Here is a 23,824-nt window from a genome sequence, read left to right as displayed (position 1 = left end):
GTCTTTATTTTCTTTTATTTTTTATAAATAATTAATTAGCATCTCTTGCCATTTTTTGGGCTTCACGCTCAGCTTCATAGTCATCTGGATTTGCTTTTTCATAACCTTTGTGAGTATAAATAGCAATTACTTCTTTACCTTCATTTGTTTTACCGATGTTGATAAATGCATTTTGTAAAGCTTCTATTAGCTCTGGTGTCATTTTTTTACTAGTTTTTGATACTGAAATTGTATCATTCATTATCTTGTCAGTTACACCAATTACTTGTACATCATCAAAAATATCATTTTTACCGCCAAATTCACTTTGCCATTGGTCGGCATAGTCCATTCTAGCATCTGCATATGTCACAAGTGCATCAACTTGACCTGTTGCTAGTCTTGAGAATGATGATGCATAAGAGTCAGCTTGTACAGCATTTGATAAATCTGAGATGCTGTGGTCAAACTTATCTTTCATCCAAAGTGATGGATAAAGGTATCCTGCTGATGAAGTAGGTCCCATAACTGCCCAGTTTAAATCATCTAATTCTTCCCAAGTTAATTCTTCTGCATTGTTTACTTTTTTAGCTAGAGCTTTTCCTTTTTCAGAAGGACCTGCTAATACTAATGCTCTATAAAAAGTCACTTGATCATCAATATTTTTTATAGGGGCATTGTCATTCCATTCTTTAGGATCATCTGATTCTACAGATAGTCCATCACGTGTAGCGGTAAGTATTACGTCTACACCATCATCATAAGTTACATATGTGCCGCCAGGTATAAATCCGACATCGACAGTCCCAGCACTCATAGCTTCTCCTGTTGCTTCATAAGAAGTACCTACTGATATATCAACATTTTCAACATTGTAACCTTCTTTAGCTAATTCGTCTTTTAGCATATCCTTTAAAGGTTCTGTAACGGTAATTATTTCATCTGGCTCACGAGATGGGACAAATTGAACAGTTAGCTTATCAATATTTTTACTAGTTTCTGTTGTCTCGGCTGTTTGTGTACTTTCAGTTTCATTTGTAGAATCTTTAGTATCTTTAGCTTCGTTGTTTCCACATGCAGTAAATGCTAAAGCAGCCACTAGAGACATACCTAAAGAAAAAACTTTATTTAATTTCATAATTCCTCCTAAAAAAGTTTCTTTCAAATTTATTATACATTAATTACTTTTAAAATTGAATAGAACGTTATATAGTGATACCATAAAAAGTAGTACTAATAAGGCACTTAGGGGATATATTATGAAAGTAAATAATGAAAAAACTAAATTTTTTTATAAAAATTATAATGAAATATGTGATTGTATTATGTGTAAATTTTATATTGAAAAAATAAGTGATATTTATCCACAATTAAATGAATTTTTAGATAAGATTAATGTGGATATAAAAAAACCCTTAGAAGTGGGTTATCCATACTTGGATTCAATGGAAAATTTAATTTATCCTTTTTCACAGTACATTGTAATTGGGCAATGTGATGACTTTTCTTTAGATATAAGTGATTTATGTATAAGAAAAGCAGATGCTTATCCAGATTTAAAAATAGATGATGATTATTTTGTATTAGATGTATTTGATTTAGTAATTGATAGAAAATTTTTAACTAAGCAAATACTTACAAGTATTTAATGATTTTTAAAATTGGGGTATAAGCTTTTAGAGATGAAGAGAGTTATAAAGACAGCTAACTTGTAGACTTATCTATAACTTATGATAAAATATAAAATAATTAGAGGAGGATATATGTCAGATTATATATTAAGCTGTGAATCTACTATAGATTTATCAGTAGACTATGTAGAAAAGCTTGATGTGAGTGTTATAAATGCAAATTATGAATTAAATGGAGAAGATTACTTAGATGATTTTGGTCAATCTTTGGATATGAAAACTTTCTATGACAATATGAGGAAAGGAGCAACTCCATCAACATCAAGAATAAATACAGGAGAATATTTAGAATATTTAAAACCGTTATTAGAATCTGGTAAGGATGTAGTACATATTTGCTTATCAACAGGAATGTCTAGTCAATATGAATCATTACTTGAAGCAATAAATATACTAAAAGAAGATTTTCCGGAAAGAGAAGTTTACCCAATAGATTCAAAAATGGCTTCAGCAGGAGTGGGTTTATTGGTTTCTAAATTGTCAAAGCTAAAAAAAGACGGGATGAATGCTGAAAAACTTTACAATTGGGCACAAGAAAATAAGCTTCATGTTATAAACTATACAAGTAATGAGAATTTAGAGTATGTAGCACGTGGAGGTAGAATTTCAAAAACAGCGGCAAGTATAGGTGGAGTTTTACATATTTGTCCATTGATAGAAGTGGATGATGATGGACATATGATAGTAACAGCAAAAATAAGAACTAAAAAAAAGTTACTAAAAAATTTACTTGAAAGAATAAAAGAAAATGCAATTGATGGTGATGATTACAATGATCAATTCTTTATCTCAACTGCAGATAATATGGAACTAGCTAATGAAGCTAAAGAAATGATTGAAGAAGCTTTACCAAATATAGATGGTGGAGTAAAAATATTTAATATCGGACCAACAATTGGAAGTCATATAGGTCCAGGGACTCTTGCTATTTTTTACTGGGGCAAGGAAAGAATGGCTGGCAATAAAAAATAAGTCTTTAAAGACTTATTTTTTATTTAAAAGAAAAATATTTTACACTACCATCGAAGTAAATTAAATCTTTATCTGGATAATTCCAAATAGCTTTAAGCTTATTAGGGAAATTAATACCATCTTTATCTTTTTTATAATTATCACACTTTGCTGTCCAAGGAATATAATCAACAGATCCGTCATCTTTTACTGCAGCACGATCTTCTGTATAAAATTTTATCATTTCATATTCTTCATTAAAGGTAAATACTCCGCTTACACTTATTCCTTTTAAATTTATAGTAGCCTTTACATTAAATGGATCAATTTCTCCAAAAATTATATCATTTTCTAATAATGAGGTTGGAATAAATAATGATTCGGCAAGATATGTGCATAAAGCCCCTTTATCTATATCGGATCCTTTTTGATTAAAAATTTGTATTTTCTTTCCGATCACACCTTTCATTCCGCCAATTTCATTAAAAAAATAATCATAGCCTTCAAAAGGGATACCATAAATGGAACTATTTATGTATGCGAGTCTGGCTGGCCTTTTTGCAAAATTATATTGATTATAATCTATTTTTAATTTTATTTTTTTGGGATCTTGTATAAAATCAGTATTTTCAAAAAAAATATTTAAATAGGACATTTTTTGATTACCGATAAATCCATTATTTGTTATATACTTTTGAATAGCAAGTGGATATGACCTAAAATCATCTTCTGTAAAAACATCTTTTTCTATTTTTGTATTTTGAATTGTTTGTTCCAAATCATTATTAAATTCATTTTTTAAAGATGAATAGGGGATATTAAAAAATATAATTAAAAGTCCAATAATAATAAATAAACAACCGATTATAAGCATGAGTTTGTTTTTAATTCCTTTCATTGATTGTTTCTCCGTAAGTTTCTACATTAATTAAACCATCTTCCAATTTTTTTAAATATCTCATAAATTCCTTTATTTCTTCATCATTAAATTTTTCAAATAAAAGATTTAAAGTTCTTAAATGACTAGAACTCATATTTTTTGAGTAATCATAATATTTTTTTGTAATTATTATATTTAATGAATTATTTTCTCCCTTTTCAAATACAATAAAGCCCTTGTTTTCTAAAGGATTTGCTAATTTTTTAATATTTTGCCTTGAACATCCCATGAGATTCCCTATTTTAGTTAGATTTTTATTCCCATCTATGCTTGAGGCTATAGCTAACATTAACCATTGTTTCATCGTTATTTCTCTTTGTATTTTTTCGCATGCTGTTTGTAAGCGATTGGAGAATATAAATATATTTGCAAATATAATTTGCTTATCTTCTAGTGGATTATTTGACATTTTAACCTCCGTAGTAACTAGTTACTTAAATAATAAATGAATACGCTTTCATTGTCAACAATTTATTTATAGTTTATAATTAGATGAACAAATATGGTATATAATAGTTATTAGGAGTTTATATGTCAAATAAAAAAAATAATGATTTAATAAAAGCTTATAAAATAATAGATAATGCTCAGTATGGAGTACTTTGCCTAGCAAAAGATAATGAGGCTTACGGGGTTCCTTTATCTATTGTGAGAGTTGAGGACACTTTATATTTTCACACTGGACAAAAGGGACAAAAAATTGAATTTATAAATTCTAATCATCATATAAGTATTACTTTTGTAGGTGAAGTGGAAGTACCACACTTATATGATAAAAATGAAATTGAAGAAATAATTAATGATCCTTCTAATCATGGTAAATTTGTTAATTCAGTTTTTACTACTAGTTTTGAATCGGTTATTATAATTGGTGAAGCTATTGAAGTAATTGATGAAAACAAAAAAATTGAAATCATGCGCGCAATATGTCAAAAATATACACCAGATATGATGGATTACTTTGATATCCCTATAAATAGAAGTTTATCAATAACTAAGACTTTTAAAGTTGATATTAGAAATTTAGAGCTAAGAAGTAAAAAAGTTGAAATATAGAGTTATGAAAAAATTAAGTAAAATTAGATACAAGGATTTATATATTTTTAGCTTCTTGATGATGGTATATGGACTATCTTTAGATTCTCCGACAAATATTTATCAGGGACTTTTAAAAATTGTCAGTTCTCCAAGCATTTTAGTTTCAGATTATATGCAGATAGGAGGTATAGGGGCAAGTTTTATAAATGCTGGTTTTATGCTTTTTATTTCGTTAGTATTTGCTGAAAAAAGTGGAGCTGCTCTTACAGGGGCGTTGATAGCTGGTATGTTTGCTCTAACAGGATTTAGCTTTTTTGGAAAAAATCTTATTAACTCTTTGCCTCTTATGATTGGTGTTTACTTATATACAAAATTAAAAAAATTATCTATATCAAACTTTATGCATGTTATGTGCTTTGTCACTGGAATAAGTCCTTTGGTTAGTCTTTTGATTTTTGGTTTAGGCTTTTCTATTATCAAAGGCTTATTATTAGGTTTTTTAGCAGGCATTATAATTGGTTTTATAATTATTCCTGTTTCAACTTCCTTTGTAAAATTTCATGATGGGTATTCTCTATATAATATTGGCTTTACTTTAGGAATTATTGGTATTATTTTTGCTGGTATTTTAAGGATGTTTGACATAGAAATGCCTGTAATAAATATAGTTTATGACGGAAACGATAAATTTGCCTTTGCATTTATTCTTATTTTTTGTGCTAGTTTTATTATTTACGGACTTATTAAAAATCAAGGATTTAACGGTTACAAGCAATTAATGTCTCATAGTGGTAAATTAATTACAGACTATACTATAGAAGCTAACAAATATTTAGTAATGGTAAATATGGGGATTAATGGTCTGCTAGCAATTTTGTTTGTAAAAATGAGTAACGGTGTTATAAATGGACCAATTATGGGTGGCATTTTTAACGTTATGGGATTTTCTGCTTTTGGAAAACATCCTAGAAATATATTACCAATTATGATAGGAGTTTATTTAACAAGTCTTATAAATAAATATGAACCATCAAGTACCACTGCAATTTTAACTGCTTTATTTTCTACAACACTTGCTCCTATAGCAGGAGAATTTGGATTTATTCCAGGTATTTTTGCAGGATTTGTTCACAAGGCAGTTGCAACAAATACTTCTTTTATCCACGGTGGCATAAACTTATATAATAATGGACTTGCTGGTGGAATTGTAGCTGCAGTTTTACTACCACTATATAAAAATTTTATGGAAAGGCGAGAGCGTGATTAAAGAAAGAGATAAGGCAAGAAAAATTTTAAATGTTATTGTAGAATATTTTGTACTCCATGAATTTCAAAATATAAGTGCTAATATAAATATAAACGAGCAAGCTACAAGTATAATCATAAAAGGTAAAGTTAATGCTGAAAATATAGATATTACTGGCTTAAGACAGTATTTTACTCACCCTAGGTTAAGTGCATATGAAGATTATTACGATGGTCTTTTGGATTCTGATGGTCAAGGAGAATTGAACACTATAGGGTATTTGATAGACGAAGCTGAAGTAAATTTAGACGGTGATACATTAACTATAAATTTAATAAGAAAACATATATAAATAACCAGTTTCTACGACTGGTTATTTTTATAATATGAGATAGATATCATAAATATATGTTTTATTATTAAACAATCAATATAAAAAATATTTAATAAGAATGTTTCAATTTGGTAAAGTTATGAAATATGTATATTATTTTTAAGTGAGGATTATAGATTTATAAGAGATTTTAACTTAATATAAGTTAAAAAAATGTATTATCATAAAGGGGATAATTATGAATAAAAAAAGTTATGATGATAGAGTTTATTTTATAAATGGTAACGACCGTTGTCTTGTCAAAGCTAGAAAACATAAGGATATAGACGATAAAAAGTATATATAATAGGAAGAACATTATCTGCTGGTGGTTTTCTAGTAAAAGATGCACATATGAAAGCAGAAAATATAACAATTAGAAATGCCGGTTGGTAGTTTAGATGGAGATTATAAAGATGAATACCACGGTTATGTAGCTCGTGGTGGTAGAAAAATGGGACATCACTTTGAAATTTTATAGTGCAGTTCCATCAGCTGAAGATCCTGAGCAATCAATCTTAGGCCATTTCTTTTACACAAATTTATATGATCCTAACTACAGTAAATGTCGTATTATCCATAAAAATGGACAAAGATACAATAATGATAAATTCAATCTAAGTGATAAAGTTTTAAAAAAATAATGGATTTAACAATAACTGTAGATGATTAATTGGAAAATAAGCAAATTGATGAGGTATTTAGTAAAGAAACATTAAATAGCGACTTCTGGATTTTATGGAGATCATTGTTTGTTTTCTAAAACTGGAACTCTACTTTAGAAATGAAATCATATTTAAACAGATTTATTTACCATGTTGGAGGATTGCCAGATTTATCAGCTCTACAATTTACAGAATATGACCAATGCGAATCAATAGTGTAAAATGGTTAAAAGACCAAGATGCAAAATTTTAATATGGAGTAACTATAACAGATGTTGATTTTGATATCTCAGATGAGAAAAAGTAGCTACAAAATTAGTTATAGAAAATAGTAAGTGAGAAGATAAACCAATAGATTTAACAGAAAATGATTTAGTCTTAATTACCAATGAATCTATGACATAATCTACAAGCTATGGTGATGATAATACTCCAGCTACTTTAACTGCAGATCTTGGTGGTAGTTGGGAACTATGGAGAAACATAGCATTAAAATCTGACGAATTTGGTCATCCAGATAAATTCTGCTCAGATGTAGAAAGAACAAATTGGGAATCATGTACAGTCACAGTTCATGGTGGAGAAGTAATTGACTATATCGAAAAAATCACTCAAAGAAGCCCATATACAGGAAAAACTGTAACAGGCGGTATAGTAACAGTTCATGACTCAAACTGGCTAATGAGTTGGACAATAAATAGACAACCTCAATACGTAGGTCAGCCAAAAGATGATGTATGCGTTTGGGTATATGGACTATTCTCAGATAAAAAAGGTAACTATATAGATAAACCAATGAGAGACTGTACTGGTAAAGAAATTACCAAAGAATGGCTATATCATATAGGAGTTCCTACATCAGAAATTGACAGACTAGCTAAAGACTGCTCTGCAATTCCAGTAATGATGCCATATATCACAAGCCACTTTGAACCACGTGAGTTTGGAGATAGACCATATGTAGTTCCAAAAGGAGCAGTTAACTTTGCTTTCTTGGGACAATTTGCAGAAACACTAGATAAACCAGGCAGAGATACAGTATTTACAACAGAATACTCAGGTAGAACTGCTATGGAAGCTGTCTATGCATTATGTGGAGTTGAAAAAGGAATTCCAGAAGTTTATGCATCAAGATATGATATAAGATATCTCATGAATGCAGTAAGTGCACTAAATGATTACGAAAAACCAAACCTTCCAATTCCAAAATTGGCAGCTAAAGGTTTAAAAGATAAATTAAAAGGTACAGATATAGAAGTCTGGTTAGAAGAAAATAACTTGATTTAATTTGTAATCAAAATAATAAGTAAAAGACCTGGAATAATCCAGGTCTTTTACTTATTATTTATTTTCTTTTTCGATAGCAGCTTGGGCAGCAGCTAGTTTTGCTATTGGAACTCTAAATGGTGAGCATGAAGCATAATCTAAACCAACGTTGTATAAGTATTTTACAGTAGATGGTTCACCGCCGTGTTCTCCACAAATTCCTAAGTGTAGATCTTTATTTGCTGATCTACCTTTTTCTACAGCTGTTTCAACTAAGAAACCTACACCTTTCTGATCTAATACTTGGAATGGATCTTTGGCAAATAAATCTTTTTCTAGGTATAAAGGTAAGAATTTGCCAGCATCATCTCTTGATAGACCAAATGTCATTTGTGTAAGGTCATTTGTACCAAAGCTAAAGAAATCTGTGATTTCTGCTATTTCATCAGCTGTTATAGCTGCTCTAGGGATTTCTATCATTGTACCTACAAGGTATTTGATTTCTTTTCCTTTTTCTTCGAATACTTTTTGGATTTCATCATTTACTTCATCAATTACATATTTTAATTCTTTTACATCACTTGATAAAGGAATCATGATTTCTGGTACAACTTCTATACCATCTTCATGGCAATGGATAGCAGCTTGCATGATTGCTCTTGCTTGCATTCTAGAAATTTCTGGATATCTTACGCCAAGTCTTAATCCTCTAAAGCCTAGCATAGGGTTTACTTCTTCCAGTTCTGCAATTCTTTCTCTAACTCTTGCTGGTTCTATATTAAGATCTAATGCCAAGTCTTTAATTTCAGCTTCACCTCTTGGTAAGAATTCATGAAGTGGTGGATCTAGAAGTCTTACTGTAACTGGTTTATCACCCATAAGTGTATAGATTTGATAGAAATCGTCTTCTTGCATTGGCAATATTTTATCTAATGCAGATTTTCTTGTTTCAAGATCATTTGCTAAAATCATTTTACGAACTTGGAAAATCCTATCTTCTTTAAAGAACATATGCTCTGTACGGCAAAGACCAATACCTTCAGCACCAAAGTCTAAAGCTTGTTCTACATCTCTAGGTGTATCAGCGTTTGTCCTTATTTTCATATCTCTAAATTCATCAACCCAACCCATAAATGTTCCAAAGTTTCCTTCTAGTTGTGGAGATTGAGTTTCAAGAGATCCTATATAAACGTCTCCTGTTGAACCATCAAGAGAAATTGTATCATCTTTTGTATAAACTTGATCGCCAATTCTCATTGTTCCTTCATCTTCATCTACGTGTACTTCACTAGCACCAGATACACAGCATTTGCCCATACCACGAGCAACTACAGCAGCATGGCTTGTCATTCCACCACGAGCAGTTAATATACCATTAGCTTTTACCATTCCTTCTAAATCTTCAGGAGATGTTTCTTCACGAACTAATATTACTTGTTCACCATCTGATGCTCTTTTTGCTGCATCTTTTGCAGTAAAAGCAATTTTTCCTACAGCTGCTCCTGGAGATGCTGCAAGACCTTGTGCGACAGCTTGATTTTCTTTCATAGCTTCATTAGTAAAAGTAGGGTGGAGTAAACCATCTAAATCTTTTGGATTAACTCTTAAGACAGCTTCTTTTTTATCAATTAAACCTTCTTCCACCATATCCACAGCAGCTTTTACAGCTGCGTGAGCAGTTCTTTTACCATTTCTAGTTTGAAGTAAGAATAGCTTTCCTTCTTGGATAGTAAATTCCATATCTTGCATATCATGATAGTGCTCCTCTAGCTTTTTAGCAGTTGTTGCAAACTCTTCGTAAACTTCTGGCATAGCTTCATTTAGAGTGTGTATTTCTTGAGGAGTCCTAACACCAGCTACAACATCTTCACCTTGAGCGTTGATTAAATATTCTCCAAATAATTTATTTTCTCCAGTTGCTGGGTTTCTTGAAAATGCTACACCTGTTCCAGATGTATCTCCCATATTACCAAATACCATAGATTGAATGTTTACTGCTGTTCCCATAGCATCATCTATATCATTTAGTTTTCTATAAAGTATAGCACGATCATTTCCCCAAGATTTAAATACTGCAGAAATTGCAAGATCTAATTGTTCACGAGGTTCTTGTGGAAAATCTTCACCTTTTAGTTCTTTATATTTTTCTTTATATTCTTCTACTAATTCTTTTAAATCATCAGCGTTTAATTCTGTATCTTGCTCAACGCCTCTATCATTTTTCTTAGCAGTTAATAATTTTTCAAAATTATTTTTATCAAGTCCCATTGCAACATCTGAGAACATTTGAATAAACCTTCTATAAGAATCGTAGGCAAATCTTTCATTTTCTGTTTTTTTAGCTAAACCCAAAACAGCATCATCATTTAAACCTAAATTTAAAATAGTATCCATCATACCAGGCATTGATATAGGCGCACCAGATCTAACAGAAACTAAAAGTGGATCTTCTGTAGAACCAAATGTTTTTCCATTTTCTTTTTCAAGATCTTTGATGTGTTCAGATACTTCGTTATTTAAATCTTCCCATAATTTTTCATCTTCTTTATAAAATCTTGTACATGCATCAGTAGTAACTGTAAAACCATAAGGAACAGAAATACCCATAGTAGTCATTTCTGCAAGGTTTGCACCCTTACCACCTAAAAGAGACCTCATATCTTTGTTGCCTTCATTAAAACTGTAAACATATTTTTCAGTCATGTTTTTTCCTTCCTAATTAATATTTTCAATGCTGCTAATAATGTATTCAGAAATTTCCTCTATAGATTTGTATGTGACATCAATAATTTGACAATCCAAATCTTCCATCAATTCATTTGCAAAATCAAGCTCTTTTTCAATATGACCTATATCCGAGTAATTTGAATTTGAAGATAGGTTAATCGATTTGAGTCTTTCTTTTCTTATTTTTTGTAGCCTATTTTTATCTAAAGTAAGCCCGAATATTTTTTTAGAATCAATTTCAAAAAGCTCCCTTGGCACCCTAGATTCTAACAAAATAGGTACATTAATAACCTTGTAGCCAATACTAGCAAGATATACTGATAGTGGGGTTTTAGATGATCTAGAAACTCCTATAATACATATATCACAATATTTTAATCCCTTAAAATCTCGACCGTCGTCATATTTAATAGCAAAATCCAAAGCATCTAATCTTTTATAATGGTGAACAATTCTATAATCATCTTCAGCCAAACCTTCTACTGGTTCTACTCCTAAAAAATCACTGATTTTATTTAATGAGTAGCTTGTGTAATCAATAGATAAGATGTCTGTTTTATTGCTAAAATCATTAAGAAACTTATTGTGATCTGGGTCATTTAAAGAGTTGAAAATTATTTTTTGAGAATTATTAGTATTTATTTGATATAGTATTGTAGATAGATCATCATTAGTTCTAATGTTAGTGAAAGTTTTCTCCTTGTAATCTATATCAAACTTTTGCATAGTATTTGAAGCTAATCTAGATATACCTACTCCATCTGCATCTGAAATAATATAAACTAAAATTTCCATATAATTCTCCTCCTCTAACCCTAGTGCTATTATAACACTTAATTTATAATATGAAAATATTTTCATATAGAATTTATTGCTGATAATTGTTTAATTTTATCTAATTTTACAGAAATATACAAAAAATAATTTTGTGTTAACTTTTGTTCTTTTAGATTATTGTAAAATGTTTTCATATGAATAAGTTCTTTTTTGACAAATTAATTTATGATAATATAATAATTAAAGAAATTTAATATGAAATATTAAAAGAGGAGTAGATTGTAAGTGCTTTTAGAGAGAAGATGGTTGGTGCAAATCTTTAGCTACAAGCTTTCGAAGGTTGCTTTTATTTATATTTCAATGTGATACGCATAAGTATGATAAGAGTCTTTTTAATTTAAAAAGGAATTTAGGTGGTAACGCGATAACTCGTCCTAGAGCTATAGTGTTAACCACTTTTTTTATGAAAAGGAGTAATAGATGGATACAAAATATAATCCTAATGGTTTTGAAAAAGAAATCTATAAAAAATGGGAAGATGGTGGATATTTTAAAGCTGATGTCAATAAAGATAAAAAACCATTTACAATAGTTATGCCACCACCAAATGTCACAGGTCAACTACACTTAGGTCATGCATTAAATAATACTATTCAAGATATTATCATTCGTTATAAGAGAATGGCAGGCTTTGAAGCTTTATGGATACCAGGGACTGATCATGCATCTATATCAACAGAAGCAAAAGTAGTAGGTAAAATCAGAAGTGAAGGTCATACAAAAAAAGAATTAGGACGTGATAAGTTCCTAGAAGAAGCTTGGGCATGGACTGCACAATACGGTGGTAGAATTAAAAAACAATTAAGAACTATCGGTGTTTCTTGTGATTGGGATTATGATTCTTTCACTATGGATGAAAATCTAACTCGTGCTGTAAAACGTGTTTTCAAAAAAATGTATGATGATGGTTTAATTTACCAAGGTAATAGGATTGTAAATTGGGATGTAGAAGCAGAAACAGCTATTTCTGATGCCGAAGTTTATCATGTAGAAAAAGAGGGCAATCTTTGGTATATCAAATATTTCTTTGAAAATAGTGATGAATATCTAACAATAGCAACAACTCGCCCAGAAACTATGTTTGGTGACCTTGCCGTTGCAGTAAATCCAGAAGATACTAGATTTAAAGATAAGATAGGTAAAAATGTAATATTGCCAATAGTTGGAAGAAAAATCCCTATAATAGAAGATAGCTATGTAGACATGGAATACGGTACTGGATGTGTAAAAATTACTCCAAGCCATGATCCTAACGATTTTGAAGTTGGAGCTCGCCATAAACTAGGTCAATGTGTAGTAATAGATACAAAGGGACATATTACAGATGAATATGGAAAATATTCTGGGCTTGATAGATATGAAGCTAGAAAACAAATAATTGAACAATTAGAAGATGAAGGTTATCTAGAAAAAATAGAAACTTTAACCCATGCAGTAGGTTATAGTGAAAGAACAAATGTTGTTATAGAACCACTTATTTCTAAGCAATGGTTTGTTAAAATGGATGAACTTGCTAAAATGGCAGCTGATGTTTACCAAGATGGAGAGCTACAATTAATCCCAGATTCACTTGGAAAAACTTATATGAACTGGCTAAATAATATCAGAGACTGGACTATATCTCGTCAACTTTGGTGGGGTCACAGACTCCCAGTATTCTACACTGATGATGGTGAAATAATAGTTTCAGAGGATGATCCAGATGAAGAAGGCAAGCTAAATGGTGTTCATGTAACCCAAGAAGAAGATACCCTTGATACTTGGTTTTCATCAGCACTTTGGCCATTTGCTACCCTAGGTTGGCCAAACGAAAATAAAAAATTAGATTATTTCTTCCCAACAGATATTTTAGTTACAGGATATGACATAATATTCTTCTGGGTAATTAGAATGGTATTTTCATCTCTTTATACAACAGGAAAAGTTCCATTTGATCACGTTTTATTTACAGGACTTATCCGTGATCCACAAGGTAGAAAGATGAGTAAATCATTAGGAAATGGTGTAGATCCAATTGATGTTGTAAACGAATATGGGGCAGATGCCTTAAGATTTACCCTTATTACTGGAAATAGTCCTGGAAATGATATGCGTTATGATGAAAAAAGAATTATTGCAAGCCGTAACTTTGCCAATAAACTATGGAATGCAACTCGTTTTGTTTTAATGAATATAGACGAGGGAGATGACCTAGACTTCTCTAAAGTAGAAAATCTTGCCTTAGAAGATAAGTGGATTTTAAAACGTTTAAATAATGTTATAGAAGAAGTTACAAAAAATCTTGAAAAATATGAGATTGGTCTTGCAGCAAGTAGAATAGAAAACTTTATTTGGGAAGAATATTGCGACTGGTATATAGAATTTGCAAAATTAAGATTATATGGTGAAGATGAAAAAGCAAAAGCTGATGTTAAAAAAGTTTTATTATATGTATTAAATAAAATGATAGCTCTTTTACATCCATTTATGCCATTTATAACAGAAGAAATTTATTCGGCATTACCAGATAAAAAAGATATGCTTATTGTAGAAGATTGGCCAATATTTAACGAAGAATTTGAGTTTATTAGCGAAGAAGCAACTGTAAATTCTGCTATTGAAGCTATCACTGCAATTAGAAATCAAAGAGCAACACTAAATGTAGGTGCAAAAACTAAGCAAGATTTAATAATCCTAGCAGAAAATGAAGAATACAAAGACTTACTAGAAAATCTAAAAGGACAGTTTAAAAATCTAGCAAATTCAAATGAAGTAGATATATACTTAAAAGATGAATTTGATAAAGATAAAGAAAATCTTGTAAATCTAGTATTTAATGAATTTTCAGTATTAATGAGCTTAGATGATCTAATGGATTATAAACAAGAACGTAAACGTCTAAATGAAGAAATAAAAGGCTAGAATGCGAAATAAAAAGAGCAAGTGGTAAATTAAATAACGAAAACTTCGTAAACAAAGCTCCTGAAGCTGTAGTAAATGAAGAAAGAGAAAAACTCGCTAACTATGAAGATTTATTAGAAAAAACAAAACTATCTTTAGAAGAAATTAAGGATAAATAATGTACGAAGATTTTTCTTATATATATGACAAATTAAGCTTTGATATAGATTATGAAGGATATGCAAAAAATATTTTGTCTTTAGTTGATAAATATAACATTAAAAAAGAAAATATGCTAGAGCTTGCTGCAGGCTCTGGCATGCTTACTCAATATTTTTTTGATGAATTTAAAAATATTGATGCTCTAGATATTTCAACAGATATGCTAAATGTTTTTGCTAGTAAATATGATAATAACAATGTCAATCTTATTTACTATGATATGTTAGAGTTTGAAAACCCTAATAAATATGATTTGATCGTAATATTACTAGATTCTATAAATTATGTGACAGATCAAAAAGAGCTAAAGAAACTTTTTAACAACTGCTATAAGAATTTAAAAGACAATGGACTATTGGTTTTTGATATAAACTCAGAATATAAAATGACAGAAATTTTTGGATCTAATTGTTATGTATATGAGTACGAAGATATTTTTTATACTTGGGATAATTTTTATGAAGATGACTTGGTAGATATGCATCTTAATTTCTTTGTTGAAAATGAAAATGGTTCTTATGACAGGATTTACGAATATCAACAAGAACGAGTTTATTCTATAGAAGAAATAAAAAATATGGTCAGTAAAAGTGGTTTTGAAGAAATAAAGATTTATGATGAAGATGATTTTTCAAGTATAAAAGAGGACAGTCAAAGAATATTAATTAGTGCAGTAAAGGGTAAGTGATGGCAGAAGGTATAGTAAAATTTTTTGATAATAAAAAAGGCTATGGTTTTATAAGTACAGATGATGATATAGATTATTTTGTACATTTTTCTAGCATAATTTCAGATGAAAAATATAAAAAATTGTATCAAGGTGATAAAGTTTCATTTGACAAAATAGACCAGCCACGTGGTCCGTCTGCTATAAATGTACAAAAATTGGAGGATTAGTTATGGACTCTTGGTTGCTTCCTATTATTATTTTAGTTTTGATACTACCACAAATTCATTATTTAAAGAAAACTAGTGACTACAAAAAAATGAATAATGGCAGTAAATGGTTCGCAAAACAAAAGCAAAGTTTTGAGGATCATACAGAAATGTATATTACAAATACTGATGGTCATGATATTTTTGTAAGGCTTTATGAAGCTGAAAATTCCAAAGGAATTGTTCAAATAGTCCATGGTATGGCTGAACATTCTTATAATTATTTAGATTTTATACAATTTTTGGTAGAAAATGATTATACAGTTATTGCTCACGATCATAGAGGCCATGGTAAGAGTATTTCAGAAAAATATCCAAATGGTTTTATGAGATTATCCGAGGAATTAATAGATGATACTTATGTTATAAACTCATTTATTAATAGCGAATATCCAGACTTACCAATTTATATGATAGGTCATTCTATGGGCTCAATGATTGCTCGTATGTACTTACAAAATCATGATGATACTATAGAAAAACTTGTTTTAATAGGAACTGTTGAACATAGTAATATAGCTTCATTTGGTAAGTTTCTAGGAAATATTATTAGCTTTTATTTTGGTGAATATCAACCAGCAGTCCTAACTCCGCTATTACCAGGTGGAGAAGATGATGATACTTGGATATCTTATAATATGGACAATGTTATAGAAAAAAGAAATGATAGTTTTAGAGTGTTCCAATTCTTAGAAAGAGCTGTTGTTGTTATTATTGACTTAAATAACAAAATGCACAAAGTTGGTGAATATGAATTTAAAAACCCAAAATTAAAAATTCACTCTGCAACAGGTAAGGATGATATTGTTACAGGATCAAAAAAAGGTTTGGAAAATTCTTTAGATACCCTTAAAAAAGTTGGCTATAAAAGTATAACTTATAAAGAATACGACGATATGGAGCATGAAATATTAAATGAAAAAGATAAGGCAAAAGTTTATTTAGATATATTAGAATTTCTAGATAAATAAAAAAACTCCTAGTTTGAACTGACCCCTTAAAGTTGGATTTAACATCAGGCATAATTTGTATTTATGTCTGATGTTTTTTGTTTGTACTTATATAAATTTACTCTAGGTCTTATGTTTATATTCTGTTTAAGATAAAATATTTGATACAAATTCACTTCGGGCAGTAGTTTTGTAATAAAGTGCAAGCTTTTATCTTTTATACCATTTGCTATTTGTTTCTTATTATATTCTTTATTAGTTCTGACATCGATAATAAAATAATAATCAGCATTATTTTCTGGTTTTCTATCACTAATAAAATTATTATTTATATTCTATCATCATCTAAGATGATATCCATCATTAATAATTTTTAAAATATTTCATAAATAATTTCTGGTAATTGATAAATTACTTAGTCAGTAGAACTTAAAATAGAATTAATGGTGTATTAATAAAAAAATATATATTTATTGTGAAAGAAAGATGATAAAATTATTTCCATTGACTTTTTATTAAAAATATCCTATTATTATACAAATATTCAAAAAGGAGGAAATAATGGAATATTTAAAACTTATAGGTATTCTGATAATTGTTTTAGGATTTATTTTTAAATTAAATATTGTATTTACAGTTATATTATCAGGATTCGTAACAGCTATGGTAGCTGGTATCTCAATACCAAAATTTTTAGCAATACTTGGCGAAAATTTTGTAAGTCAAAGAATAGTAACTTTGTTTATCATAACTTTGCCAGTTATTGGATTATCTGAGCAACATGGATTAAAGCAATCAGCAGAAAAACTTGTTAAAAAACGTGAAAACTTATCACCAGGTGCTTTATTAAATGTTTATTTATTATTTAGGGAACTTGCAGGATTTTTATCAATGAGAATCTATGGTCTAGTACAATTTGTAAGGCCAATTATTTTCCCAATGGCAGAAGCTGCAGTTGAAAAGCAAAATGGTCAAATTACACCAGAACAAAGTGAAAAATTAAAAGCTCGTGCTACAGCTATGGAAAATTTTGGTAATTTCTTTGCTCAAAACACTTTTATAGGAGCAGGTGGTGTACTATTAATTACCGGTCAAATGGAATCCCTTGGATACCCTGTAACAAATGCAGATATAGCTTCAAAATCAATGCCAATTGCATTAATTTGCTTTGGGCTAGGAGTTGTTAAAAATATCCTTGATGATAGAAAAATTAAGGAGGATAAATAATGCAAACAATATTTGGTATATCAACATCAGACTTTTTTCCGAAATTTTTGGAGATTATCTATGTATTAATTGGTCTACAATTTTTCTATACAGCATATAGGGTGGCAAGATCAGAAGATAATGAGAAAAAGATTACTACAGTTATATTTTGGATTATTCTTGGTGTATTATTTGCTTTTGGTAAATTAATCCCATCAATAATTTCAGGGATATTAGTAGTTATAATTGGTATTATTTCTCTAATGAATGGAATTATGGTAAAAGGTGCCGTAATTAATGATCAGAGGGTAGAAGTCGAAGGATCAGATAAACTTGGTAATAAAATATTTATACCAGTTATAGTTATGGCTATACTCGCAATTATCTTAGCAAAACTAATTCCTGATTCATCTTCATCAGTGCTAGGATTTACAGCTATAGTGGCAATTATCATTGTAATGATTATGACCAAATCAAGCGTTAAAGATATGATGAAACAATCCGATAGGATGGTCCAACAAGTTGGTGCAGTGGCAATTTTGCCACAACTTTTAGCAGCTTTAGGTGCAATCTTTGCAGCTGCAGGAGTAGGTGATGTAATAGCATCAATTATTGGTGGTATGATACCAATAGTAAATCCATGGACAGGTTCTATTGCTTATGTACTTGGTATGGTGATTTTTACTGCGATTATGGGAAATGCATTTGCAGCTTTTACAGTAATCACCGCGGGCATAGGTGTTCCATTTGTAATTGCCCAAGGAGCAGATCCAGCAATAGCTGCAGCAATAGCAATGACAGCAGGATATTGTGGTACTCTTTTAACACCAATGGCTGGTAACTTTAACGTGCTGCCAGTAGGACTACTTGAAATGAAAGATAGAAATGGGGTAATAAAGGAGCAAACCTTATTTTCAATAATAATGATAATTGCCCACATACTTTTAATGAGATTTTGGGCATTTTAGGAGGAATAAATGAAGATATTAGTAACGGGATTTGATCCTTTTGAAGGAGAAGCAACCAATCCAGCAATAGAATCAGTAAAAAGAATAGATGATACAATAGAAGGTGCAGAAATAATAAAATTAGAAATTCCAACAGTTTTTCATAAATCAGCTGAAGTAGTTGAAGCAAAAATCAAAGAAGTAAATCCAGATGTAGTTTTATCAATTGGTCAAGCAGGTGGTAGATATGGAATTACAGTAGAAAGAGTTGCAATCAACGAAGATGATGCTCGTATAGAAGATAACGAGGGTAACCAACCAATAGATGTAGTTATCAGAGAAGACGGGGCACCAGCTTATTTTTCAACTTTACCAATCAAAGCAATGGTAGAAGAAATAAAAAAAGAAAAACTGCCAGCAAGCGTATCAAACACAGCAGGTACATTTGTATGTAACCACATTATGTACCAAGATTTATACTTAGCTGAAAAATATGGAAACATCAAAGCGGGATTTATCCACGTTCCATATTTAACAGAACAAGTATTAGATAAAAAAGATACAGCTTCAATGAGCCTTGAAGATATCGTAGTAGGACTAAATGCAGCGATTAGAGCTATAGTAAAATATGATAACAAAGATGATTTGAACCTAACAGGTGGAGCTACTCACTAAAACTAAATTAGATCCTTCGGGATCTTTTAAAATAGTCAAAATGGGTATATAGTTATAAAGATTAAAAGGAGAATTAAAATGAAAAATAAAGGTAAAGATAATTTAGCGAATGTAACTGACGATTTAGAAAAAGAAGACATGATAAATTACAAAAAAACAAGTGAAGAGATAGAAAAAGTTAAAGAATATCAAGAATCGCTAGTAGAAGATGTTCCAATGAGCAATGGTGAACATTGTGGTATCGTAGAATTTGAAGGACAAAGAATAAACACATGTAAGGGTGAAAAAATTGTTAAAAATGGATACGAGAACCCTGATATAAAATAAAAATATTATTATAAAAATAAATAATTAAATAAATTTCAATTAAAAAAGGCGGGATAAGCTATCCCGTCTTTTTTATTAACTTTATTAGTTGCCTGCGTTATCAGTAGTATCTTCTTCTACTTCTGTAGCTGCATCGTCAGCTTCTTGTTCAGCATCGTCTGCTTTTTCTTCAGCGTCATCAGCTTTTTCTTCTGCTTTGTCTGCAGCATCATCTGCTTTGTCTGCAGCGTCATCAGCTTCTGTTTTTGTTTCGTCTTCTACAGCTGGTTCTTCAACTTTTGTATCGTTTGTATCAGTGTCGTCTTTGTTTTCTGCATTGTTTCCACATCCTGCAAATGCGAATGTTCCTGCTAATGCTAATGCTAATAATTTTTTGTTCATAATACTCTCCTTTATGTTAATTTCCTTAACACCGGTTATTATAGTCTCTTATAGCTATATTGTCAACTTTAGTTATAGTTTATATATAATTAAAAATCACAAAACGTCTATATTTCAATAAAAACTCCTATTATATAATAGGAGTTTTTATTATTTTATGCAGCTTTGTTTATTTCATTTATTTGGCTAATATCTTGCATTCTTCCGTCAGCTTCTGGAGTTATTGTACTAGATTTTTTAATTGCATTTTCAAATATTTCTGATATTAGTTCATATTCTGCTAATTTTTTTTGACCTTTAAACATTTCATATCCATCTCCACCGATTGCCATAAAGTCATTTGTAACTACTGTATAGTTTTTATTCATATCTAAATTTTGACCATTTATTGTTATCTCAGTTACTCTTTGACCAGCTTCTTTAGTAGAATCATATTTTACATTCATTCCACCAATTTGAGGGAATTTACCTGCTGAGTTTGGTGCTTCTGATAAACCATGTTCTAAAGCTTCTTTAATAACTGATCCTGGAACTTCTAGTGTTACTGCAAAGTTTGTGAATGGGAATACTGTTAATACATCACCCTTTGTAATAGTACCTTTTTCAATTGACTCTCTAATACCACCACCGTTTGTGATTGCAATATCTGCTCCAGTTGCTTTAATCATAGCATCTGTTATAAAGTCACCAAGATTTGTTTCTCTTGTTCTTACCATGTCACGTGTACCAACTAATTCTACACTTGTTTGACCAACATTTTGATCTAAAACTTTTTTATTTTCATTTGCTACTTTTTCTATTTGACCTGCAGTATCTTTATTTGCATATAAGTATTTCATTCTATTGTATGGCTTTAGGCTAGCGTTTTTAGATACTATTTTATTGTTCTTATCTAATAGTAGTGTTACATCACCAATAAAGTTACCATGAGCTTTTGCTTGGGCAATCAATGTATTGCCAACATATCTACCATTTTGTAATTCTGTATGGGAATGACCATCAACTATAAGGTCAATACCTTCTACGTTTTCTGCGATCAAAGTGGATGTTTCTGTGCTTTCTTTATCTTCACCTAAGTGTGAGAGGCAAATTATTACTTGAGCACCTTGTTCTTTAAGATTTGCTACTTCATTTCTAGCAGTTTCTATTGAGTTTACAAATGTAAGTCCTTCTGTATTTACTGGGGAAGATTTTGTTTTTGTTTCTTCTGTAGTAAGTCCAAAAATACCAACTTTTGTTCCATCAACATCAACTATACTATCTGAGTCTAGAATATTTTTACCGTTTTCATTTATTACATTTGCTGCAAATATTGGGAAGTTGGCTTTATTATTTAGTTCTACCAATCTTTCATATCCGTAGTTAAAATCGTGGTTACCGGCAGTCATAGCAGTAAAGCCCATTTGATTCATAACATTAACTACACTTTCACCTTTAGAAATTGTTGCAAAAGTTGTACCGTGAACTACATCTCCAGCATTTAAAAGTATTGCATTATTTTCTACATTTTTGTCATCGTAGTAAGTTTTTAGCTTAGCAAAACCAAGCTCTTCATTTTTTTCGTTTTCTTCTACTCTGCCGTGAGTATCATTTACATGAACTACTGAGATAGTTTTATATCCTCTAAGTTTATTTAGAGTATATTCAGATTTTGATTGGACTTTAATAGAATCATTTACGGTTTTAATAAACTTATCTTTGCTTTTTTCAATCTTGTTTGGTGTTAGTTCAAATAATAGAAAAACAGACTCTTGTTTAACTTTATTATTAAAAATTGAATCATTTAGATTTTTGATTTTTTCGCTTTCATTGGCTCTTTCTGGATGAAGTTTTTCTACAACTGGTTTTGTTTTTTTAATAACATCATCAGACTTATTTACTAAATCTTTTAATTGAGATTCTGATCCGCTAGCTAAATTTGGATATTCTTCCAAAAGCATTCTGCTAGCTTTATTAGAAACATTATTAGAAAAATAAGAAGTTTCTAATTGGGATTTTTGACTCTCATTTAGATCAGCAGCGTAAGCTTCATTACCTAAAGAATGTGTCCCTGAGGCAAGTAATGCTAAACTTAGTGCGGCAGAAAAAATAGGTGTTACTTTTTTGTTGGTAAACATAATTCCCCCTTAATATGATTTTCTTTTATTATATCATATAACAATTTTAAAAAATGGTTTGTAAAAATTATTTTATACCTTTATAAGTTTGTAAAATATAAGTAAGGGTAAAAGTAGCTTATAAGAAGGTGTTATATATGGAAAAATTTATTGAACAATTACCAGTAGAAGTAACTGATATTAGAGCAGCTTCTGGTGGTGATGATGTAAATGATGCTTATAAAATATACTCAAATGATAATTTATACTATATGCTAGTTCAAAGAAATTGTGATGGAAGCTTTTATGATGGTGAAATAGCAGGATTAAAACTTTTTGATAAGATTGGTATAAAAGCTCCTAAAGTAATTGATCATGGCTTCTGTGATGGTGATGCCTATTTGCTTTTATCTTTTTTAGACGAAGGAAGTATAGGATCACAAAGCGAACTTGCAGAAACAGTAGCAAATATGCACAAATATAAAAGTCCCAATGATAAGTTTGGTTTTGACTACGAATATAGAGGATCAAGTACATCTTTTACTAATGAATGGGTTGAGACATGGTCTGAACTTTTCTTAGATCAAAGAATGGATGTATTAGCTAAGCAATTAATAGAATTGGATTTATGGACTTCATATGATTTTGAAAAATATAAAAAAGTCTACGAAATAATGAAAGAAGAACTTTTAAATCATAAATCTGAGCCATCCTTACTTCATGGAGATTTATGGGCAGGTAATTATATGTTTTTAAAAGATGGATCACCAGCTTTGTTTGATCCAAGTCCATTTTATGGTGATAGAGAATTTGATATAGGAATTACAACGGTATTTGGTGGTTTTAATGATGAATTTTATAGTAGATATAATGAATTATATCCTCTAGAAGAAGGCTGTAAGTTAAGACTTGAATTTTATAGACTATATCTTTATATGGTTCATTTAATTAAATTTGGTGAGTTATATGAGTCATCTGTAAATATGACTATGGAAAATATACTTAATTATTGAGGCGAAATATGACTTTAATAGAAAGAAGCAAAGATCAAGTTTTAGAATTTGTACAAAATGAATATGATGGTTATACAGACATAAATTATTTAGGAGAATGGGAAAGCTATGATTGCTATGAGATAAATACGGATGAAGAGACTGATGGTGTTGGAGCTTTTGCATTAGTAAATGAAAATGGTGTAAGGATTTCTGATAGTGATGAAGATTATGAAATAGTGCATTTTTTTGACATAGGTTAGGCAAAGTATGGAAAACAAATATTATGATGAAGCTTTAGAATTTGTTATAAAAGAATTTGAAGAAGATAGTGGAATTTCCTACCTGGGAGATTATGAGGGCTATGAAGTATACAGAATAAAAGATAGTGATGAGAACAATTTTTTGGTAGATGAGTATATTTTAGCAAATGAAGATGGGCTAGCAAAATCTTACTACCACTAATCGGTTGCTATTTCTAGAAAATTTGGGTTATAGA

22 protein-coding genes, 2 pseudogenes and 1 other annotated feature are annotated in these 23,824 nt (G+C 30.1%); of the genes and pseudogenes, 17 read left to right on the top strand and 7 right to left on the bottom strand.

Going from position 1 to position 23,824, the window contains the following annotated elements:
* Positions 1–31: 31 nt before the first annotated feature.
* Positions 32–1,117, bottom strand: a complete 1,086-nt coding sequence (locus tag DY249_RS04230) for a phosphate/phosphite/phosphonate ABC transporter substrate-binding protein (RefSeq protein WP_172540058.1) — start codon at positions 1,115–1,117, stop codon at positions 32–34.
* Positions 1,118–1,238: 121 nt separating this feature from the next.
* Here DY249_RS04230 and DY249_RS04225 point away from each other — a divergent pair, with 121 nt between their 5' ends.
* Together DY249_RS04225 and DY249_RS04220 are read left to right on the top strand one after the other, a co-directional pair.
* On the top strand, positions 1,239–1,628 hold the full coding sequence (locus tag DY249_RS04225) for a hypothetical protein (protein ID WP_101540453.1): 390 nt from the start codon (positions 1,239–1,241) through the stop codon (positions 1,626–1,628).
* Positions 1,629–1,742: 114 nt separating this feature from the next.
* Positions 1,743–2,642 carry a DegV family protein gene (locus DY249_RS04220; protein ID WP_115595288.1) on the top strand — a complete coding sequence of 300 codons (900 nt, stop codon included), beginning with the start codon at positions 1,743–1,745 and terminating at the stop codon, positions 2,640–2,642.
* Positions 2,643–2,661: 19 nt separating this feature from the next.
* Here DY249_RS04220 and DY249_RS04215 read toward each other — a convergent pair whose 3' ends face one another.
* Both DY249_RS04215 and DY249_RS04210 read right to left on the bottom strand, forming a co-directional pair.
* The gene (locus DY249_RS04215) at positions 2,662–3,519 is read right to left on the bottom strand and encodes a DUF6544 family protein (protein WP_115595287.1); all 858 of its coding nucleotides are present in this window, start codon (positions 3,517–3,519) and stop codon (positions 2,662–2,664) included.
* The gene (locus tag DY249_RS04210; RefSeq protein WP_115595286.1) at positions 3,506–3,970 is read right to left on the bottom strand and encodes a MarR family winged helix-turn-helix transcriptional regulator; all 465 of its coding nucleotides are present in this window, start codon (positions 3,968–3,970) and stop codon (positions 3,506–3,508) included. Before DY249_RS04210 ends, DY249_RS04215 begins: the two co-directional genes overlap by 14 nt.
* 122 nt (positions 3,971–4,092) lie before the next feature.
* Between DY249_RS04210 and DY249_RS04205 the strand changes: the two genes are divergently transcribed.
* The 4 genes and pseudogenes from DY249_RS04205 to DY249_RS09460 all read left to right on the top strand — a co-directional run bounded on the left by DY249_RS04205 (position 4,093) and on the right by DY249_RS09460 (position 8,170).
* Complete coding sequence (locus tag DY249_RS04205) at positions 4,093–4,617, top strand: pyridoxamine 5'-phosphate oxidase family protein (protein WP_115595285.1); 525 nt, start codon at positions 4,093–4,095, stop codon at positions 4,615–4,617.
* 4 nt (positions 4,618–4,621) lie between these two features.
* The gene (locus DY249_RS04200; RefSeq protein ID WP_147291901.1) at positions 4,622–5,866 is read left to right on the top strand and encodes a DUF1576 domain-containing protein; all 1,245 of its coding nucleotides are present in this window, start codon (positions 4,622–4,624) and stop codon (positions 5,864–5,866) included.
* Positions 5,859–6,197, top strand: a complete 339-nt coding sequence (locus tag DY249_RS04195) for a hypothetical protein (RefSeq protein ID WP_115595283.1) — start codon at positions 5,859–5,861, stop codon at positions 6,195–6,197. The genes DY249_RS04200 and DY249_RS04195 overlap by 8 nt, the downstream gene beginning before the upstream one ends.
* Before the next feature lie 220 nt (positions 6,198–6,417).
* Positions 6,418–8,170, top strand: a pseudogene (locus DY249_RS09460) (oleate hydratase).
* Between the two features lie 54 nt (positions 8,171–8,224).
* Here DY249_RS09460 and ppdK read toward each other — a convergent pair.
* Together ppdK and DY249_RS04180 are read right to left on the bottom strand one after the other, a co-directional pair.
* On the bottom strand, positions 8,225–10,852 hold the full coding sequence (ppdK, locus tag DY249_RS04185) for a pyruvate, phosphate dikinase (protein WP_115595282.1): 2,628 nt from the start codon (positions 10,850–10,852) through the stop codon (positions 8,225–8,227).
* Positions 10,853–10,864: 12 nt separating this feature from the next.
* Entirely contained in the window at positions 10,865–11,671 is an 807-nt protein-coding gene (locus DY249_RS04180) for a pyruvate, water dikinase regulatory protein (protein ID WP_115595281.1), read from the bottom strand.
* A gap of 240 nt (positions 11,672–11,911) precedes the next feature.
* Positions 11,912–12,093, top strand: a binding site (T-box leader).
* Between the two features lie 40 nt (positions 12,094–12,133).
* On the opposite strand from DY249_RS04180, the pseudogene DY249_RS04175 reads away from it, so the two are divergent.
* The 8 genes and pseudogenes from DY249_RS04175 to DY249_RS04140 all read left to right on the top strand — a co-directional run bounded on the left by DY249_RS04175 (position 12,134) and on the right by DY249_RS04140 (position 19,856).
* A pseudogene (locus tag DY249_RS04175) lies at positions 12,134–14,772 on the top strand (valine--tRNA ligase).
* Positions 14,772–15,503 (top strand): class I SAM-dependent DNA methyltransferase, encoded by a 732-nt coding sequence (locus tag DY249_RS04170; protein ID WP_101540463.1) that lies wholly within the window; start codon positions 14,772–14,774, stop codon positions 15,501–15,503. The pseudogene DY249_RS04175 and the gene DY249_RS04170 overlap by 1 nt, the downstream one beginning before the upstream one ends.
* Positions 15,503–15,712: a cold-shock protein gene (locus tag DY249_RS04165; RefSeq protein ID WP_101540464.1), complete on the top strand. Its 210-nt coding sequence runs from the start codon at positions 15,503–15,505 to the stop codon at positions 15,710–15,712. Before DY249_RS04170 ends, DY249_RS04165 begins: the two co-directional genes overlap by 1 nt.
* A gap of 2 nt (positions 15,713–15,714) precedes the next feature.
* Positions 15,715–16,722, top strand: coding sequence for an alpha/beta hydrolase (locus tag DY249_RS04160; RefSeq protein ID WP_115595280.1), 1,008 nt, complete (start codon positions 15,715–15,717; stop codon positions 16,720–16,722).
* 540 nt (positions 16,723–17,262) lie between these two features.
* Complete coding sequence (locus tag DY249_RS04155) at positions 17,263–17,928, top strand: DUF969 domain-containing protein (protein WP_101540466.1); 666 nt, start codon at positions 17,263–17,265, stop codon at positions 17,926–17,928.
* Positions 17,928–18,875, top strand: coding sequence for a 5-oxoproline transporter, DUF979 family subunit (locus DY249_RS04150; protein ID WP_172540057.1), 948 nt, complete (start codon positions 17,928–17,930; stop codon positions 18,873–18,875). The genes DY249_RS04155 and DY249_RS04150 overlap by 1 nt, the downstream gene beginning before the upstream one ends.
* 9 nt (positions 18,876–18,884) lie before the next feature.
* The gene (gene pcp / locus DY249_RS04145) at positions 18,885–19,529 is read left to right on the top strand and encodes a pyroglutamyl-peptidase I (RefSeq protein WP_101540467.1); all 645 of its coding nucleotides are present in this window, start codon (positions 18,885–18,887) and stop codon (positions 19,527–19,529) included.
* 78 nt (positions 19,530–19,607) lie between these two features.
* Positions 19,608–19,856 (top strand): hypothetical protein, encoded by a 249-nt coding sequence (locus DY249_RS04140; RefSeq protein ID WP_101540468.1) that lies wholly within the window; start codon positions 19,608–19,610, stop codon positions 19,854–19,856.
* A gap of 84 nt (positions 19,857–19,940) precedes the next feature.
* On the opposite strand, the gene DY249_RS04135 is transcribed toward DY249_RS04140, so the two are convergent.
* Entirely contained in the window at positions 19,941–20,237 is a 297-nt protein-coding gene (locus DY249_RS04135) for a hypothetical protein (protein WP_101540469.1), read from the bottom strand.
* A gap of 155 nt (positions 20,238–20,392) precedes the next feature.
* Positions 20,393–22,354, bottom strand: coding sequence for a bifunctional metallophosphatase/5'-nucleotidase (locus DY249_RS04130; protein WP_115595279.1), 1,962 nt, complete (start codon positions 22,352–22,354; stop codon positions 20,393–20,395).
* 137 nt (positions 22,355–22,491) lie between these two features.
* On the opposite strand from DY249_RS04130, the gene DY249_RS04125 reads away from it, so the two are divergent.
* The 3 genes from DY249_RS04125 to DY249_RS04115 are packed head-to-tail and all read left to right on the top strand — an operon-like array spanning position 22,492 to position 23,790.
* On the top strand, positions 22,492–23,346 hold the full coding sequence (locus DY249_RS04125) for a fructosamine kinase family protein (protein ID WP_115595278.1): 855 nt from the start codon (positions 22,492–22,494) through the stop codon (positions 23,344–23,346).
* An 8-nt stretch (positions 23,347–23,354) separates the two neighbouring features.
* A complete protein-coding gene (locus tag DY249_RS04120) occupies positions 23,355–23,588 on the top strand; it encodes a hypothetical protein (protein ID WP_115595277.1) in 234 nt (77 codons plus the stop codon).
* Positions 23,589–23,595: 7 nt separating this feature from the next.
* Positions 23,596–23,790 (top strand): hypothetical protein, encoded by a 195-nt coding sequence (locus DY249_RS04115; protein WP_115595276.1) that lies wholly within the window; start codon positions 23,596–23,598, stop codon positions 23,788–23,790.
* Positions 23,791–23,824: the final 34 nt, after the last annotated feature.

It is taken from the genome of Anaerococcus octavius (assembly GCF_900445265.1).
Classification (GTDB): Bacteria; Bacillota; Clostridia; order Tissierellales; family Peptoniphilaceae; genus Anaerococcus; species Anaerococcus octavius.
This window is presented reverse-complemented; position numbering and strand designations above follow the sequence as displayed.

Coding starts and splice junctions, on each gene's coding strand:
- DY249_RS04230 (WP_172540058.1), bottom strand. CDS start 1,117: ATGAAATTAAATAAAGTTTTTTCTTTAGGTATGTCTCTAGTGGCTGCT.
- DY249_RS04225 (WP_101540453.1), top strand. CDS start 1,239: ATGAAAGTAAATAATGAAAAAACTAAATTTTTTTATAAAAATTATAAT.
- DY249_RS04220 (WP_115595288.1), top strand. CDS start 1,743: ATGTCAGATTATATATTAAGCTGTGAATCTACTATAGATTTATCAGTA.
- DY249_RS04215 (WP_115595287.1), bottom strand. CDS start 3,519: ATGAAAGGAATTAAAAACAAACTCATGCTTATAATCGGTTGTTTATTT.
- DY249_RS04210 (WP_115595286.1), bottom strand. CDS start 3,970: ATGTCAAATAATCCACTAGAAGATAAGCAAATTATATTTGCAAATATA.
- DY249_RS04205 (WP_115595285.1), top strand. CDS start 4,093: ATGTCAAATAAAAAAAATAATGATTTAATAAAAGCTTATAAAATAATA.
- DY249_RS04200 (WP_147291901.1), top strand. CDS start 4,622: ATGAAAAAATTAAGTAAAATTAGATACAAGGATTTATATATTTTTAGC.
- ppdK (WP_115595282.1), bottom strand. CDS start 10,852: ATGACTGAAAAATATGTTTACAGTTTTAATGAAGGCAACAAAGATATG.
- DY249_RS04180 (WP_115595281.1), bottom strand. CDS start 11,671: ATGGAAATTTTAGTTTATATTATTTCAGATGCAGATGGAGTAGGTATA.
- DY249_RS04170 (WP_101540463.1), top strand. CDS start 14,772: ATGTACGAAGATTTTTCTTATATATATGACAAATTAAGCTTTGATATA.
- DY249_RS04165 (WP_101540464.1), top strand. CDS start 15,503: ATGGCAGAAGGTATAGTAAAATTTTTTGATAATAAAAAAGGCTATGGT.
- DY249_RS04160 (WP_115595280.1), top strand. CDS start 15,715: ATGGACTCTTGGTTGCTTCCTATTATTATTTTAGTTTTGATACTACCA.
- DY249_RS04155 (WP_101540466.1), top strand. CDS start 17,263: ATGGAATATTTAAAACTTATAGGTATTCTGATAATTGTTTTAGGATTT.
- DY249_RS04150 (WP_172540057.1), top strand. CDS start 17,928: ATGCAAACAATATTTGGTATATCAACATCAGACTTTTTTCCGAAATTT.
- pcp (WP_101540467.1), top strand. CDS start 18,885: ATGAAGATATTAGTAACGGGATTTGATCCTTTTGAAGGAGAAGCAACC.
- DY249_RS04140 (WP_101540468.1), top strand. CDS start 19,608: ATGAAAAATAAAGGTAAAGATAATTTAGCGAATGTAACTGACGATTTA.
- DY249_RS04135 (WP_101540469.1), bottom strand. CDS start 20,237: ATGAACAAAAAATTATTAGCATTAGCATTAGCAGGAACATTCGCATTT.
- DY249_RS04130 (WP_115595279.1), bottom strand. CDS start 22,354: ATGTTTACCAACAAAAAAGTAACACCTATTTTTTCTGCCGCACTAAGT.
- DY249_RS04125 (WP_115595278.1), top strand. CDS start 22,492: ATGGAAAAATTTATTGAACAATTACCAGTAGAAGTAACTGATATTAGA.
- DY249_RS04120 (WP_115595277.1), top strand. CDS start 23,355: ATGACTTTAATAGAAAGAAGCAAAGATCAAGTTTTAGAATTTGTACAA.
- DY249_RS04115 (WP_115595276.1), top strand. CDS start 23,596: ATGGAAAACAAATATTATGATGAAGCTTTAGAATTTGTTATAAAAGAA.